The organism is Uliginosibacterium sediminicola, assembly GCF_039631295.1.
Lineage (GTDB): Bacteria > Pseudomonadota > Gammaproteobacteria > Burkholderiales > Rhodocyclaceae > Viridibacterium > Viridibacterium sediminicola.
The window spans coordinates 555,550-570,791 of record NZ_JBDIVE010000002.1 but is presented as its reverse complement, the minus strand read 5'-3'; the positions used below and the strand labels follow the sequence as shown (position 1 = coordinate 570,791).

General features: G+C 62.5%; 13 protein-coding genes. 9 read left to right on the top strand and 4 right to left on the bottom strand.

From position 1 onward, the window contains the following. Window positions 1-3 precede the first annotated feature (3 nt). Window positions 4-516, top strand: a complete 513-nt coding sequence (locus ABDB84_RS06500; protein WP_345918885.1) for a YgjV family protein — start codon at window positions 4-6, stop codon at window positions 514-516. Window positions 517-536: 20 nt separating this feature from the next. On the opposite strand, the gene apaG is transcribed toward ABDB84_RS06500, so the two are convergent. Continuing rightward, a complete protein-coding gene (gene apaG, locus ABDB84_RS06495) occupies window positions 537-941 on the bottom strand; it encodes a Co2+/Mg2+ efflux protein ApaG (protein WP_345918991.1) in 405 nt (134 codons plus the stop codon). Window positions 942-1,156: 215 nt separating this feature from the next. Between apaG and rpe the strand changes: the two genes are divergently transcribed. The 7 genes from rpe to trpC all read left to right on the top strand — a co-directional run bounded on the left by rpe (window position 1,157) and on the right by trpC (window position 7,520). After that, window positions 1,157-1,858, top strand: a complete 702-nt coding sequence (gene rpe / locus ABDB84_RS06490; protein ID WP_345918884.1) for a ribulose-phosphate 3-epimerase — start codon at window positions 1,157-1,159, stop codon at window positions 1,856-1,858. Continuing rightward, window positions 1,858-2,559: a phosphoglycolate phosphatase gene (locus ABDB84_RS06485; RefSeq protein ID WP_345918883.1), complete on the top strand. Its 702-nt coding sequence runs from the start codon at window positions 1,858-1,860 to the stop codon at window positions 2,557-2,559. Before rpe ends, ABDB84_RS06485 begins: the two co-directional genes overlap by 1 nt. Before the next feature lie 173 nt (window positions 2,560-2,732). Further along, complete coding sequence (gene trpE / locus ABDB84_RS06480) at window positions 2,733-4,232, top strand: anthranilate synthase component I (protein ID WP_345918882.1); 1,500 nt, start codon at window positions 2,733-2,735, stop codon at window positions 4,230-4,232. Window positions 4,233-4,243: 11 nt separating this feature from the next. Continuing rightward, window positions 4,244-4,816, top strand: a complete 573-nt coding sequence (locus tag ABDB84_RS06475; RefSeq protein ID WP_345918881.1) for an anthranilate synthase component II — start codon at window positions 4,244-4,246, stop codon at window positions 4,814-4,816. Window positions 4,817-4,825: 9 nt separating this feature from the next. After that, window positions 4,826-5,551 (top strand): SDR family NAD(P)-dependent oxidoreductase, encoded by a 726-nt coding sequence (locus ABDB84_RS06470; RefSeq protein ID WP_345918880.1) that lies wholly within the window; start codon window positions 4,826-4,828, stop codon window positions 5,549-5,551. Between the two features lie 88 nt (window positions 5,552-5,639). Continuing rightward, window positions 5,640-6,668, top strand: a complete 1,029-nt coding sequence (trpD, locus tag ABDB84_RS06465) for an anthranilate phosphoribosyltransferase (protein ID WP_345918879.1) — start codon at window positions 5,640-5,642, stop codon at window positions 6,666-6,668. Between the two features lie 21 nt (window positions 6,669-6,689). After that, a complete protein-coding gene (gene trpC, locus ABDB84_RS06460) occupies window positions 6,690-7,520 on the top strand; it encodes an indole-3-glycerol phosphate synthase TrpC (protein WP_345918878.1) in 831 nt (276 codons plus the stop codon). A gap of 6 nt (window positions 7,521-7,526) precedes the next feature. Here trpC and ABDB84_RS06455 read toward each other — a convergent pair whose 3' ends face one another. From ABDB84_RS06455 to ABDB84_RS06445, 3 genes are all read right to left on the bottom strand, one after another. Then, window positions 7,527-9,188, bottom strand: coding sequence for a M48 family metalloprotease (locus tag ABDB84_RS06455; protein ID WP_345918877.1), 1,662 nt, complete (start codon window positions 9,186-9,188; stop codon window positions 7,527-7,529). A 101-nt stretch (window positions 9,189-9,289) separates the two neighbouring features. Beyond that, on the bottom strand, window positions 9,290-9,946 hold the full coding sequence (locus ABDB84_RS06450; protein ID WP_345918876.1) for a response regulator transcription factor: 657 nt from the start codon (window positions 9,944-9,946) through the stop codon (window positions 9,290-9,292). Further along, window positions 9,918-12,047 (bottom strand): PAS domain-containing sensor histidine kinase, encoded by a 2,130-nt coding sequence (locus ABDB84_RS06445; RefSeq protein ID WP_345918875.1) that lies wholly within the window; start codon window positions 12,045-12,047, stop codon window positions 9,918-9,920. The genes ABDB84_RS06450 and ABDB84_RS06445 overlap by 29 nt, the downstream gene beginning before the upstream one ends. Window positions 12,048-12,506: 459 nt before the next feature. On the opposite strand from ABDB84_RS06445, the gene aceE reads away from it, so the two are divergent. Next, complete coding sequence (aceE, locus tag ABDB84_RS06440; RefSeq protein ID WP_345918874.1) at window positions 12,507-15,179, top strand: pyruvate dehydrogenase (acetyl-transferring), homodimeric type; 2,673 nt, start codon at window positions 12,507-12,509, stop codon at window positions 15,177-15,179. The last annotated feature ends 63 nt before the right edge of the window (window positions 15,180-15,242 follow it).

The window sequence follows — 15,242 nt, the reverse complement described above, 5'->3', positions numbered from 1 at the left end:
CCCATGTTTCACGACCTCTTTGCGATTCCCCAGCTTTTCGGCTATCTCGCCTTCATCTTTGGTGTCGGCTGTTTTCTGCAGAAGAGTGATCTGCGCTTCAAGGCTTTCATGAGCATTGAGTGCATCAGCTATGTGATCCACTTCTGGCTGCTCGGTAATCCTACGGCAGCGGCCAGTTCGGCGGTGTCGGTGGGGCGCTCCCTGGCTTCGATGCGCAGCCGCTCACCCTGGGTGGCGCTGTTCTTCGTGCTGCTGTCGCTGGGCATGGGGGTGTGGCTTGCTTCGGGCTGGTTGTCCCTGTTGCCGATCATTGCCTCGTGCGTGGGCACCACAGCGCTGTTCCTGCTCAAGGGCATCCGCATGCGCGCGCTGATGCTGCTCGGCACCTTGCTGTGGCTGATCAACAACATCGTCTCCGGTTCTTACGGCGGAACCTTGCTGGAGCTGGTAATCCTGTCGACCAATAGCTGGACGATCTGGCGCTTGTGGCTGGATGGTCAGCAGCGCCTGGCCTGAAGTTCAGCGCGCGCGGAGCTTCAGTGCAGCACGCGCGGGCCGGCGAGCAGGAACTCGGGAATCTCCGCGTCGAATTCGAAATCGTCGGCGCCAAGCATCTGGTAAGCGCCACGCATGGTGCCCACCGCAGTGTTCAGCGAGCAGCCGCTGCTGTATTCGTAAGTTTCGCCCGGCGCGATCAGCGGTTGTTCGCCGATCACGCCATCGCCGCGCACTTCCTGCACTGCGCCGTTGGCATCAGTGATGATCCAGTGACGGCTGATCAGGCGTGCCGGCGTCGGGCCGGCATTGTGGATACGGATGCGATACGAGAAGACGTAGCGTTCCTCGTCCGGATCCGATTGCTCGGCGATGAACTCGGAACTCGCTTCGATTTCGATGCGGTATGCGGGCCCGTCATCCGGGCGGGTCTTGTGCTGTGTCATGGTCCTGGCTACTCGGGTTTGCAGCGGCTTGCCGTCAATGGCCGGCTGCGTCACACTGCGGGCTTCGCGTTGCCCGGCATGCTCGCACAATCTGCGCATGCCGTGGCTGATTTCCGCTGGCAGAACCGTTCGTCGCCGTCATGTTGCTGAGCTGGCCGGGCACTTGTCGGCCAGCGTGCGGTCCATCCTTCTTTCTTGTTGTGTGAGTCTTTCCCATGTCTGCATCCAGTTTCCGCATTGCCCCCAGTCTCTTGTCCGCTGATTTCGCCCGTCTGGGCGAGGAGGTGGATCACGTCATCGCCAGCGGCGCGGACTGGCTGCACTTCGATGTGATGGACAACCATTACGTACCCAATCTCACCATCGGCCCACTGGTCTGTCAGGCGATCCGGCCGCTGACCAAGGCGCCGATTGATGTGCACCTGATGGTCGAGCCGGTCGATGCCCTGGTGCCGATGTTTGCCAAAGCCGGTGCCAATCTCATCACTTTTCACCCCGAGGCTTCGCGGCATGTTGACCGGACCCTGCAATTGATCCGCGACAACGGCTGTCAGGCGGGCCTGGTGTTCAATCCGACGACGCCGCTCGACTACATGGATTATGTGATGGACAAGCTGGATATGGTCCTGCTGATGTCGATCAACCCGGGCTTTGGTGGGCAGAGCTTCCTGCCCTCGACCTATCCCAAATTGCGGGCTGCGCGGGCGCGCCTTGACGCTTATGAGCGCGACAGCGGCCGGCGCATTCTGCTGGAAGTCGATGGCGGCGTAAAAGTGGACAATATTGCGGAGATCGCCCGCGCGGGTGCAGACACCTTTGTCGCCGGTTCGGCGGTGTTCGGCGCCGCCAAGGCGGAAGATGCACACCGTTACGACAGCGTGATCGCGGCCATGCGCAGCCAACTCGAGACGATTTGATGTCCCTGCAGAAACTGCCTTCGCCGGCAAAAGCCGTGCTGTTCGATCTGGACGGTACCCTGGTTGATGCTAATCCCGATCTGGCCGCCGCCGTGCGGGCCATGCTCGCCGAACTCGGTGAGCCGACGCGCAGCGATGCCGAGGTCGGGCGCTTTGTCGGCAAGGGCATTGGTGTGCTCGTCGAGCGCGCGCTCAACGAAGGGCGGCGTACCCATGACGCCGCCGAATGCGCCGCTGCACTGGCCGTTTTCCGGCGTCATTACGCGATCCTCAATGGCGCGCAGAGCGTGGTCTATCCGGGCGTGGTCGAAACCCTGCGCACCTTGAATAAGCGTGGCCTGCCCTGTGCGCTGGTGACCAACAAGGCGGCGGAATTCACCTTGCCGCTGCTCAAGATGCTGGGCCTCGCCGAGTACTTCCAGTGTGTGGTCAGCGGCGACACCCTGCCACAGAGCAAGCCGGCGCCCGAGCCCCTGTGGCACGCCTGCGCGCAGTTTGGCGTCGCACCCGAGGAAGCGCTGATGATCGGTGACTCGGCCAATGACGCGCTGGCTGCGCGCCGTGCCGGCGTCCCGGTGCTGTTGCTGACCGGCGGCTACAGCGAGGGCGTGGCGGTGGACACGCTCGATTGCGACGGGTTAATATCGAATCTCGCCGAGCTGATTCCTTTGCTGCCCGGCCACCACACGACCCAATCATGAACACCCAGAGCCGCAACTTCGATATGGAGAACTGCCCGCGCTGTGCTGCCAAGGCGACCTGGCTGCGCAACGGGAGTTCGTGGCGAGCTCATTCCTGAGCCGCTGCAGGTCCGCTGACCTGCACCCTGATTGATCGAAGAACGCATTGCACATCTGTTGCACCTGGAGTCATCATGACCGAAGCCGAATTCCTGGCACTGGCCGAGCAGGGTTACAACCGTATCCCGCTGACGCTCGAAACCTTTGCCGACCTCGACACGCCGCTGTCGATTTATCTCAAGCTCGCTAACGAAGCCAATACCTACCTGCTCGAATCGGTGCAGGGCGGCGAGCGCTTCGGGCGCTATTCCATCATCGGCCTGAAGGCCAATACGCGCATCGAAGTGCGTGGCCGCAGTGTGCTGCTGCTGTCGAACGATCGCATCATCGAGCGCCGCGATTATGGCGATCCGCTGGCCTATGTCGGTGAGTTCATGCAGCGTATCAAGGTGCCGCCGCGTACCAATCTACCGCGTTACTGTGGTGGCCTGGTCGGCTGCTTCGGTTACGACACGGTGCGCTACATCGAGCCCAAGCTGGCCAAGCACAGTGCGGCCGATCCGATTGAAGCGCCGGACATCCTGCTGCTGCTCTCGGAAGAGATTGCCATCGTCGACAATCTCTCCGGCAAGCTGACCCTGGTGGTGTATGCCGAGCCCGAAGTGCCGGGCGCCTATCGTCACGCCCAGCGCCGCCTCAAGGAGCTGGTCGCCAAGCTGCGCGAGCCGGTGGCGATTCCGGCTGACACCCGCGCTGTGCCGGCGCCGGCGGTGTCGAGCTTTGGCGAGCAGGCGTTCAAGGATGCGGTGCTGCGCGCCAAGCAGTACATCATTGATGGCGACATCATGCAGGTGGTGCTCTCGCAGCGCATGAGCAAACCCTTTGCCGCGAGCCCGCTGGCGCTTTATCGCAGCCTGCGCGCGCTGAATCCTTCGCCCTACATGTTCCTCTTCAACTTCGAGGAATTCCAGGTTGTCGGCTCTTCGCCGGAGATCCTCGTCAAACTCGAAGAGCATGCGGGCGAGCAGATCGTCACCGTGCGTCCCATCGCAGGCACTCGCAAGCGTGGCGCGACGCCGGAAGAAGATCTGGCGCTGGAGAAAGAGTTGCTCGCCGACCAGAAGGAACTGGCCGAGCATCTGCAGCTCCTCGATCTGGGCCGCAATGATGTGGGCCGTGTCGCAGCGACCGGTACGGTCAAGGTGACCGAGCGCTTCACTGTTGAGCGCTACTCGCACGTCATGCATATCGTATCGAACGTCGAAGGCGTGCTGCCCAAGGATGCGGATCGCCGCGCGGCTGCGCTGAGCGTGCTGCGCGCCACCTTCCCGGCCGGCACCGTGTCGGGCGCGCCGAAAGTGCGGGCGATGCAGATCATCGACGAGCTGGAACCGGTCAAGCGCGGCATCTACGCCGGTGCCGTGGGCTATGTGGGGTTTGATGGCGATGTCGATGTCGCCATCGCGATCCGCACGGCAGTGATCAAGAATGGCGAGCTGCATGTGCAGGCCGGAGCGGGCATCGTGGCCGACTCCAATCCCGATTCCGAATGGCAAGAGACCCTCAACAAGGCGCGCGCGGTGATCCGTGCCGCCGAGCTTGCTGAGTCTGGTCTTGATACGCCAATCGAATAAGGGAGAGTGCCATGCTGCTGATGATCGACAACTACGACAGTTTCACCTACAACCTCGTGCAGTATTTCGGCGAGCTGGGCGCCGATGTGCGCGTCTATCGCAACGATGCGATCTCGCTGGAGCAGATGGAAGCGCTGCAGCCCGAGCGCATCGTCATCTCGCCGGGACCGTGTTCGCCTGCCGAAGCCGGCATCTCGGTGGCGGCAATCAAGCACTTCGCCGGCAAGCTGCCGATTCTTGGCGTTTGCCTGGGCCACCAGAGCATCGGTGCAGCCTTTGGCGGCAAGATCGTGCACGCCAAGCAGCTGATGCATGGCAAGACTTCGCAGATCGAGCATCTCGATGCGGGTGTCTTCCACGGCCTGCCGCAGCCCTTCACTGCGACGCGTTACCACTCGCTGGCGATTGAACGCGAGAGCTGCCCGGACTGCCTGGAAGTGACGGCCTGGACGGCCGACGGCGAGATCATGGGCGTGCGTCACAAAACGCTGGCGATTGAGGGCGTGCAGTTCCATCCGGAGTCGATCATGACCGAGGGCGGACACCGCTTGCTGCAGAACTTCCTCGAACTCGCCAATCGCTAGGGGCACGCCATGGCGGCGAAGCTGGCCCTGATCAGTGGTGGCTCGCGCGGTCTCGGTGAGGCGCTGTGCCAATGCTGTGCGGCGCAGGACTACACGCTGATCGAGTTCTCGCGCTCTGCCCGCGCCAGTTATTCGGTGGCGGTAGATTGCGCCGTGCCCGCGCAGGCGGCGCGCGTGTTTGCCGACACGCTGGCGCCCCTGGCGGCGCAGTCTTGGGATGAGATCCTGGTCGTCCAGAACACCGCGACACTGAAGCCTATCGGCGCGGTGCAGGACAAGTCGGCCGTCCAGGTCTGCGCCAATCTGGATACCAATATCAGCTCGGCGATCCTGTTCATGCGCGAGGTCTTGCTGCAGTTCCAGGCGCAGCCTTGCCGCAAGAGCCTGCTCAATGTCAGCTCCGGTGCGGCGCTCAAGGCCTACGCTGGCTGGTCGCTGTACAGCGCCGGCAAGGCAGCGACCGAGGCCTTCGTGCGTGCGCTGGCGCTGGAACAGGCGCAGCAGGAACACCCGTTCCTGGTGCTCAATGTTGATCCGGGTGTCATGGATACGCAGATGCAGGCGGAGATTCGCCAGAGCGGGGCGGATGACTTTCCCGAGGTGGCGCGCTTCATCCAGCGTCAGGCGGCGGGGGAGTTGCGCGCCGCTGCCGATGTGGCAGCTGCGTTGCTGCGTGTGGTGGCGGCCCGGCCGCCATCGGGCAGCCGCGTCGCGGCAGCGGATTTTCTGCCCTGAGGCGCGTTATGCTTGTGAGCACCAACAGAATTCGTTTGCGCAGCTGTGGCGCAGGTATTGATCAAGAACTTTTCCAGGAGCTGCCGAAATGAGCCCTCAAGACGCTTTGCAACGCGTGATCGAGCATCGCGAGATCTTCCATGACGAGATGGTGTCGCTGATGCGCCAGATCATGTCGGGCGAAGTGTCGCCGGTGCTGATCGCGGCGATCCTGACCGGTCTGCGCGTGAAGAAGGAAACCATCGGCGAGATCGCCGCCGCCGCCAGTGTGATGCGCGAGCTGTCGACCAAGGTGCCGGTGCAGTCCGATGTGACGAGCCTGGTGGATACCTGTGGCACTGGCGGTGACGGCTCGCACACCTTCAATATCTCGACCGCCTCGATGTTTGTTGCAGCCGCGGCTGGCGCGCGGGTGGCCAAGCATGGTGGCCGCTCGGCCTCGTCCTTGTCGGGTTCGGCCGATGTGCTCGAAGCGCTGGGCGCCAAGATCATGCTGACGCCGGAACACGTCGCGCAGTGCGTGGACGAGGTCGGCATCGGCTTCATGTTCGCGCCCAATCACCATAGCTCGATGAAGCATGCAGCGCCGGTGCGCAAGGAGCTGGGCGTGCGCACCATCTTCAATATCCTGGGGCCGCTGACCAATCCGGCTGGCGCCGCCAATCAGCTGATGGGCGTGTTCCACCCCGACCTGGTGGGAATCCAGGTGCGTGTGCTCGAACGCCTGGGCAGCCGCAATGTGCTGATCGTGCACGGCATGGACGGGCTCGATGAGCTCTCGGTCTCGGCGCCGACCCTGGTGGGCGAACTGCGCGATGGCAAGGTGCGTGAATACCGCATCAGCCCGGAAGACGTCGGCTTGTCGATGCATGGCATCTCGGCCCTGCGCGTGGCTAGCGTCGCCGAGTCGCGCGAGACCGTGCTGGCCGCGCTGGAGGGCCGACATGCGGCTGCCCGCGATATCGTCGCGTTCAATGCCGGCGCCAGCCTTTATGTCGGCGGCCAGGCTGACTCGCTCAAGGACGGCGTCGCACTGGCGCTGCAGACCATTGCCAGCGGCGCGGCGCGTGCTCGCGTCGATGCCTTCGTTGCGATGACGCAGCGCCTGGCCGCCTGATCAACCGAATCCGGAGTGCCCATGTCGGACATCCTGCAGAAAATCCTCGCCACCAAGCGTGAGGAAATTGAAATTGCCGAACGTAGTGTGTCGCGTGAGGAGATCGTCGAAGCCGCCCGTGACGGTTCGCCGACGCGTGATTTTGTGGCGGCGATCCGCGCCAAGATTGCTGCTGGAGACGCTGCGGTGATCGCCGAGGTGAAGAAGGCGAGTCCTTCCAAAGGCATTCTGCGCGAGCATTTCGTGCCTGCCGAGATCGCCCGCTCCTACGAGCGTGGCGGTGCCGCCTGTTTGTCGGTGCTGACTGACCGCCAGTATTTCCAGGGCGCCACCGAATATCTGCAGCAAGCGCGTGAAGCCTGCGCGTTGCCGGTGTTGCGCAAGGACTTCATCATCGATGCCTATCAGGTGTTTGAAGCGCGGGCGATGGGGGCCGATTGCATCCTGCTGATCGTCGCCGCCTTCCTGCCGCCGGATGGCTGCGTCAATAGTTCGACGACGCGCGCTGCGCTCAGCCAGCTGCTGGAGCTGGAGCAGCTGGCCCATGACTTGGGCATGGCCGTGCTGGTCGAAGTGCACAGCGCGGACGAGCTCGACATTGCGCTGCAGATGAGCACGCCGCTGCTGGGCATCAATAATCGCAACCTGCGTAGCTTCGAGGTGACGCTGGAGACGACCTTGTCGCAGCTGGGGCGCATTCCGCCCACGCGGGTGGTGGTGACCGAGAGCGGCATCCTGGCGCAGGCCGATGTGCAGCGCATGCGCGCCTCGGCGGTCCATGCCTTCCTGGTGGGCGAAGCCTTCATGCGCGCTCCGGACCCGGGCGCGCAACTGGCCAGTCTGTTCGCCTGAGTCGGCTTATTTGCTATCGAAGAATTGCGATTCCTCTGCCGCCTTGGGGAGCTGACTGCGGCGGCTGATGCGCTTGTCGATGTCGTTGGACCACACGACATTGTTGTCGACCGCATACAGCCAGCAGGATTTACTCCCCATGCGCTCGCAGTAGCTCAGTGCATTGTCCAGCGCATTGGCGCCCAGCCAGTAACGGCCACGGCCCTCCTGAGTGATGATGAAGCTGCGTGGCGATGGCTTCTCCAGAAAAGCCGTGTAGGCCGACATTGAATGCATGGGTAAAGGCACGGCCTGAGTGTTCAGGATGTCGGCGTAGCCGCTGGCTGGCGGCGGGCGCAAGGAGGTGCTCTGCTGCGGCAGCTCTTTTGGCGAAGGCGCCGGGCCGATGTTGGATGTGTGCAGGTTCCACACCACACGGTCGTCGAGTGCGTAGAGATAGCAGGGCGTCTTGCCCAGTAATGAGCACAGATCAAGCGCATCCGCCGCGGCATTGGGGCCGAACTTCACCGACCAGCCGCCTTTGGGGCCAATGGCGAAGGCGCGCGGACGCAGCGGGGAGTCGAGAAAACGCTGGTAGCCGCTACGACCATCGGACTCGACGAAGGGCACGTCCTCAACTTTGTTCAAACGCGGGTCTTCGCCTGTATTGTCTTTCTGTGCAGCTTTGTCACTGTCCGAGCTTGTTGGCAGGGCCGCGGCGGGGCGGCGCCCTTGCTGGATGGCGTTGAGCATCTCACGGGTTTGATCCTGCAGCCACAACAGCCGCTTGGCGCTGAGCGGGCGGCGCGCCATCAGCGTGTTCGGCGCCGGGTGTGGACTGATACTGGCGAGATTGAGCCAGACGCGCTCCTGCTCGGTTGCGTCATAGCCGGCCAAGGTGGTGATCTTGGCAGCCAGCGCATCGGCAGCGCGCGCCTTGCTGTCTGAGTGTTTGACGCCTTGTGCGCCCGGCGGGACAAGAAGATTGTGTGCCAGTTCGTTGGACAGGATCAGGGCCAGGGCATCGTCGCTGCGTGCAAAGCGCAGCAGGCCCGTGCTGAGTTTGATGGTCCTGCTATCGACGCTGGCCAGCAGCTGTTCGCTGCGGATCAATTCCAGCTGCCGTTTGCAGACCAGCAGCGGTTGCAGCGATAGATTAAGGCGTTGCCCTGTGCGCTCGATGTCCAGTTGCCAGAGGGTGTTGCTCGGGCGTGTCACCTGGTGACGCATCCAGTTCCGCGGCAGGGCTTTACGTGTGCCGGAGTCGAGCAAGGAGACGAGTCGGTCCCCGCGCTTGATTTCACTGGCGGCTATCGCGCTCTTCTCCGCGATGAACATGAACTGCGGATCGTCGTTTGCTTCGCTGTCCAGCGCTTGCATGCCCGCCCGCAGATCTGCGGGCAGATCCTTTGTGCTGATGGGAGGAATGCCAAGACTGTAGCCACGTGAAGTGCTGCAATAAGGGGCCGCTGCCTGCATCACCGCGTAGCTCACCAGATGTGCACGTTCGAGCTGGAGCAGATAGTTTTGCGTGGCATGGCTGCGCAGCGAAGAGTGGGCGGCTGCCAGCGAGGCCGGTGATTGGGCACTGGCTTGCGCGCTGACCAAGACGCAGGCGGCCGCCAGCCATGCGCGCAGGGCTGGGGCGCGCACGGCGTGCGTAGCTGGTGAAGTCCGCATCAAATGCATGGTCGACTGGGTTCCGTGGCAGCCAATGTCTGCGCTGTTTTCTTGAAGCGGGCCGATCTTGTCATGGGTTGCACGGTGTCACAAGCCGGCCTCTCGGGCACTCAGCTGCTGGCTGTTTCGCCGCGAGCGTGGAGAACCGATTGCACCAGTTCAGCCAGTGAGTCAGCGCTCATTTTCTCCATGACGCGGGCGCGGTGCACTTCAACAGTCTTGATTGAAATGCCCAGGTCATCGGCAATCTGCTTGTTGAGACGGCCAGCGACGATCAGCTCCAGCACTTCGCGTTCACGCGGCGTCAGCTGATCGATGCGGCGTTGCGCCTCGGCGCCTTGGCGGCGCTGATCCTGCTCAGCGCGGTCACGCTCCAGGCACTGTTCGATGAGATTGAGCATGTCCTGGTCGTGGAAAGGCTTTTCGATGAAATCGAAAGCGCCTTTCTTGAGCGCAGTGACTGCCATCGGCACATCGCCGTGGCCGGTGATGAAGATCACCGGCAGGGTCGAGTGCATGCTGTTGAGCTTTTCATGCAGTTCCAGACCGCTCATGCCGGGCATGCGGATATCGAGTACCAGGCAGCCGCGCAGTTGCGGTGTCCAGACTTTCAGGAAGGCTTCCGCTGAAGGATAGGAGGCGACCTTGAGGCCGGTGGATTCCAGTAACCAGACCAGCGAGTCACGTAGCGCTTCGTCATCATCGATGATGTGCACCGGTTGTTCAAAGGCGGCTGCTTCAATGTTTCGCGACGGATTCAGGCTCAAGATGATTCTCCAGCGGCAAAGTAAACTTGAAGATACTCCCGCCCGCCGGGTTTGGGTCAACCCAGAGACGGCCATTGTGGAATTCAATGATCGAACGGCAAATATTCAGGCCCATGCCCATGCCTTCTGCCTTGGTGGTGAAGAAGGCAGAGAACAGGCGTTCCTGGTCTGCAACATCGACGCCGTGGCCCTGGTCCGTGACGGCGATTTCGATGAAATCGTTCTGCAAGGTGGCGGTGACGAGTACGTGACGGCGTTCCGGCGGCTGGTCAATTTCGGCTTCGGCGGCATTCTTGACGAGGTTGAGCAGCACTTGTTCAACCATGATGCGGTCAGCATAGACGGCGGGTAGCGCTGGGTCGATGCGCGATTCGATACGTACGCCGAGGCGTTGCGCTTCGATTTCGGCAATGCCCAGCGCATCTTCGGCAATGCCGATGAGCGAGACGGCACTGCGCTTGGGTTCGCTCTTGCGCACGAAGTCGCGCACGCGGCGCACGATGTGGCCGGCGCGCGCGGCCTGTGCGTTGGCTTTTTCCATCGCACCGAGGATGTCCTCGTGCTTGTAGCTGCCGCTGTTGAGGCGGTTGACGCAGCCCTTGGCGTAGTTGGCGATCGCCGCCAGCGGCTGGTTCAGCTCGTGCGCCAGGGTTGAGGCCATTTCACCCATGGTGATCAGGCGCGAGGTGCGTGCCAGGCGCGCTTCCTGTTCGCGGTTGAGCGCCTCGATGCGCTTGAGCTCGGAGATGTCGGTGGCCACCGCCAGGCGCACGATGCGGCCGTCCACCCAGAGTGTGGCGCGCTCGCGCAAGTGGAACCAGTGTCCGGTGACCGGATGCTGCAGCTCGCCATCGAAGAGTTCGCGCGGCAATTGTTCGTGGCTCAGGTTGCGCGGATCGATCAGATAGTCGCCGAGCTCCGGGCGCGGGATGGCCAGGCCGTCGTGGCCGAGGATTTCGCTATCGTCCTTGCGGCGCAGGAAGGCACGGTTGGCATACAGCACCTCGTTGCTGGCTACGTCTACCACATAGACAGCAGCGTCCAGACCGTCGAGCACGGCGGTGAAACGTTCGTACGAGGCTTCGAGGTGGCCGCGGGCGCGGCGCGATTCGGTGATGTCGGTCATCGCCGACATCCAGCCGGTCTGCACGCCCTTGGCGTCGACCAGCGGGGATTCGTGCAGGCGCACGTCCAGGGTTTCGCCATTGGCGCGGCGGATGCGGCTTTCGAAGCCTTCGCGCGGCGCCTTGCCCGACAGGCATAGGGCGAGCTTGTGCCAGTTCTCCTTGTGTTCTTCTTCTGGCCAGTAGGCAAAAGGTGGCGAGGAGTTGATCAGCTCGTCGGCGCTGCGTCCAGTCAGCTCGCAGAAGGCGCGATTGACGTAGATGATGCGCCCGCTCAGATCGATCGCACGCAAGCCCGTCGACACCGATTCCTCCATGGCTTTGCGGAAGGCGGTCTCGGCACGCAGGGCGTCTTCGGTCACGCGGCGTGCCGAGACATCGTGCGCCACTGCGTAGATGCGCCCTTCGCCACGTACCGGGTTGGCGCTCCATGACAGCCATTTGTAGCTGCCATCACCGCAGCGGCAACGCACTTCGAAGTTGCTGGCGCGGCCACTGGACAGCTGGTGCAGGGCGGCCAGCACGATCTGCGCATCGTCCGGATGGACCAGGCTGAGCAGTGATTTTTCGGGGAGATGGTCGGGCCGCTGTCCCAGCACGTTGAGAAACGCCGGATTGGCGCGGCGTACGCGTCCGTCGAGGCCCAGCACGCAGAGAAGGTCCAGTGACAAGGCGAATATCTGGTCGCGCTCATCGGCGATGGAGGCCAGGCGGCGTTGCTGTTCGCGCGCCGTCCATAGGCTCCAGCCCGCTACCGCCAGCAGCGAGAGGATCAGCAGCAGCGAAAGTGCGTCGTTATGTGCGTCGCCTGCGGTGCTGAGCGAACGGTTGGTGATCCAGATCAGGCCGATCAGGATGGCGATGCCGATGATCACCAGTGACAGAGCGGGCGCGCGGATTTCGCGAGCGTTACTGGTCTGCTCTTCCAGCGGCAAGATCCGTTCTGCAGGTTTGCTCTGCGATCTGGGAGTAGGCATTCGAAGCGCGCCACGTGGCTGTCGGTAAGTGATTAGTCCGCGATTTTATGCCTGAGTGCGCAACTTCGTGTGTTTGCTGTGTTTTTGTTGTTTGCTGCGGGGCTGTTTGCAGCATCCAATTTTCATGTTGCGCCGCAACATATTGTTTCGTAAAAGAAAGTTCTCTTCTTTCGAGTCAAAAGCCTGTTGCATAGCGTGGATTAGTGTTTTATATTGTGAAATCGACGAGCGTCGGCAGTACCGGGAATTGCGTTATTTTGCGGCTTGGGTCGCGGCGCGGCCCGTTTTGGCGAGCGCGCAGTATCACCGGTCACCCAACCGTTGTCATGATGATGACATGGTTTCTTGACGTGCAGCACATGCTTGGTCAGCGGATTGGCCGCTGGATGAAACGTAACGTCCGTTCATGGGCTTCCCCCGGCCCGGTCGGATAATCAACGCCCACAGAGGAGAAGCAAGATGGCAGAGATGCCTCACGTGCTCCTGCAGTCCGATCCGGATGCGCAAGAGACGAAGGAATGGCTGGATGCACTCGGTGCAGTGATTTCGCATGAAGGTCCCGAGCGGGCGCATTACCTGATCGAACGCCTCGTTGACGCCGCGCGCGAGGAAGGCATCGACACCCCTTACAGCGCCACGACGGCTTACCTCAATACCATTCCGACCAGCCAGCAGCCCAAGTACCCGGGCGATCTGGCCATCGAAGAACGCATCCAGGCCTACCTGCGCTGGAACGCCATGGCCATGGTGGTGCGTGCCAACAAGCACACCAATGTTGGCGGCCACATCGCTTCCTACGCCTCATCGGCTTCGCTCTACGACGTGGGCTTCAACTGGTTCTGGAATGCACCGCACGGCGAACACGGTGGCGATCTGGTCTTCTTCCAGGGCCATTCGATTCCCGGTATCTACGCGCGCGCCTTCCTGCTCGGTCGCCTGACCGAAGAGCAGCTCGACAACTTCCGTCAGGAAGCCGGCGGCAAGGGCTTGTCGTCCTATCCGCACCCCTGGCTGATGCCTGACTTCTGGCAATTCCCGACCGTGTCGATGGGTCTGGGCCCGCTGCAGGCGATCTACCAAGCGCGTTTCATGAAGTATCTGGACTCGCGTGGCGTGGCCAAGACGGCCGGCCGCAAGGTCTGGGCCTTCATGGGCGACGGCGAAATGGACGAAGTCGAGTCGCTCGGCGCCATTGGCGTGGCCGGTCGCGAGAAGCTCGACAACCTGATCTTCATCATCAACTGTAACCTGCAGCGCCTCGACGGTCCGGTGCGCGGCAACGGCAAGATCATCCAGGAACTCGAAGCCGAATTCCGCGGCGCGGGCTGGAATGTCGTCAAGCTGATCTGGGGCACCCACTGGGACGCGCTGTTTGCACGCGACACCAAGGGCATCCTCAAGGCGCGCATGCTCGAAGTGGTCGACGGCGAATACCAGACCTACAAGTCGAAGAACGGCGCCTATGTGCGCGAGAACTTCTTCAACACGCCTGAGCTGAAGGCTCTCGTTGCGGACTGGACCGACGACGATATCTGGCGCCTGAACCGCGGCGGCCATGACATGTTCAAGATCTTCACCGCCTACAAGGCAGCCGTCGAGCACAAGGGTCAGCCGACCCTGATCCTCGCCAAGACCATCAAGGGCTTCGGCATGGGCGAGTCGGGTGAAGCGCAGAACACCAGTCACCAGACCAAGAAGATGACCTCGGATTCGCTGCGCGCCTTCCGTGATCGCTTCAACATCCCGGTGGCCGATGCCGACCTCGATTCGATGCCCTATATCAAGTTCGAGGAAGGTTCGCCCGAACTCGAATACATGCGCGCCCGCCGCCAGGAACTCGGTGGCTATCTGCCGGCACGCCGCGCCAAGAGCGCTGCGCTGCCGGTGCCCGAGCTGCCGGCCTTCGACGCGCTGCTCAAGGCGTCTGGCGCAGGCCGCGAAATCTCGACCACGCAGTCGATCGCACGCATCTTCAACATGCTGCTCAAGGACAAGCAGATCGGCAAGAACGTGGTGCCCATCGTCGTGGATGAGTCGCGCACCTTCGGTATCGAAGGCATGTTCCGCCAGTACGGCATCTGGAACCAGCAAGGTCAGCAATACGTGCCGCAAGACCATGACCAGCTGATGTTCTACAAGGAAACGGTGGACGGTCAGGTGCTGCAGGACGGCATCAACGAAGCCGGCGCCATGGCTGACTGGATCGCCGCCGCAACGGCCTACTCGGTGCACGGCGTGCCGATGATCCCGTTCTACATCTTCTACTCGATGTTCGGTCTGCAGCGCACCATGGACCTGTGCTGGGCGGCTGGCGACTCGCGCGCACGCGGCTTCCTGATCGGTGGTACGGCTGGCCGCACCACGCTCAACGGCGAAGGTCTGCAGCACGAAGACGGCCACTCGCATGTGCTGGCGCACACCATCCCGAACTGCAAGAGCTACGACCCGACCTTCTCCTACGAAGTCGCGGTGATCTTCCAGGACGGCCTGCGCCGCATGTATGCCGAGCAGGAAGATGTGTACTACTACATCACCGTCATGAACGAGAACTACGAGCATCCCGAGATGCCGGCCGGTGTTGAGGCCGACATCATCAAGGGTCTCTACAAGTTCAAGGACGGCGCCAAGAGCAAGGGCCCGCGCGTTCAGCTGCTGGGTTCGGGCACGATCTTCCGCGAAGTCATCGCCGCCGCCGAGCTGCTCAAGAACGACTGGGGTGTCGAAGCCGACATCTGGGGCGCACCGAGCTTCAACGAGCTGGCGCGTGACGGTCAGGACGCTGCGCGCTGGAACATGTTGCACCCGCTCGAAGAGAAGCGCGTCTCGCATGTCGAAGCCAAGCTCAAGGATGCACAAGGTCCGGTCATCGTGGCCACCGACTACATCCGCCTCTACGCCGAGCAGATTCGTCCCTACGTGCCGGGCAAGTATGTGGTGCTGGGTACTGACGGCTTTGGCCGCTCCGATACGCGTGAGGCGCTGCGTAACCACTTCGAAGTGGATCGTCGCTGGGTCGCCCTGGCGGCACTGACCGCACTGGCGGATGAAGGCAAGATCGAGCGCGCCAAGCTCGCCGAGGCCATCGCCAAGTACGAACTGGACGCCAACAAGCCGAACCCCATGACCGTGTGATGAGCGAGGCGCCTGCGCTGTGCATGCGTCTCGGCCTGACCGAGCGCATGCCAGGCTTCTCGC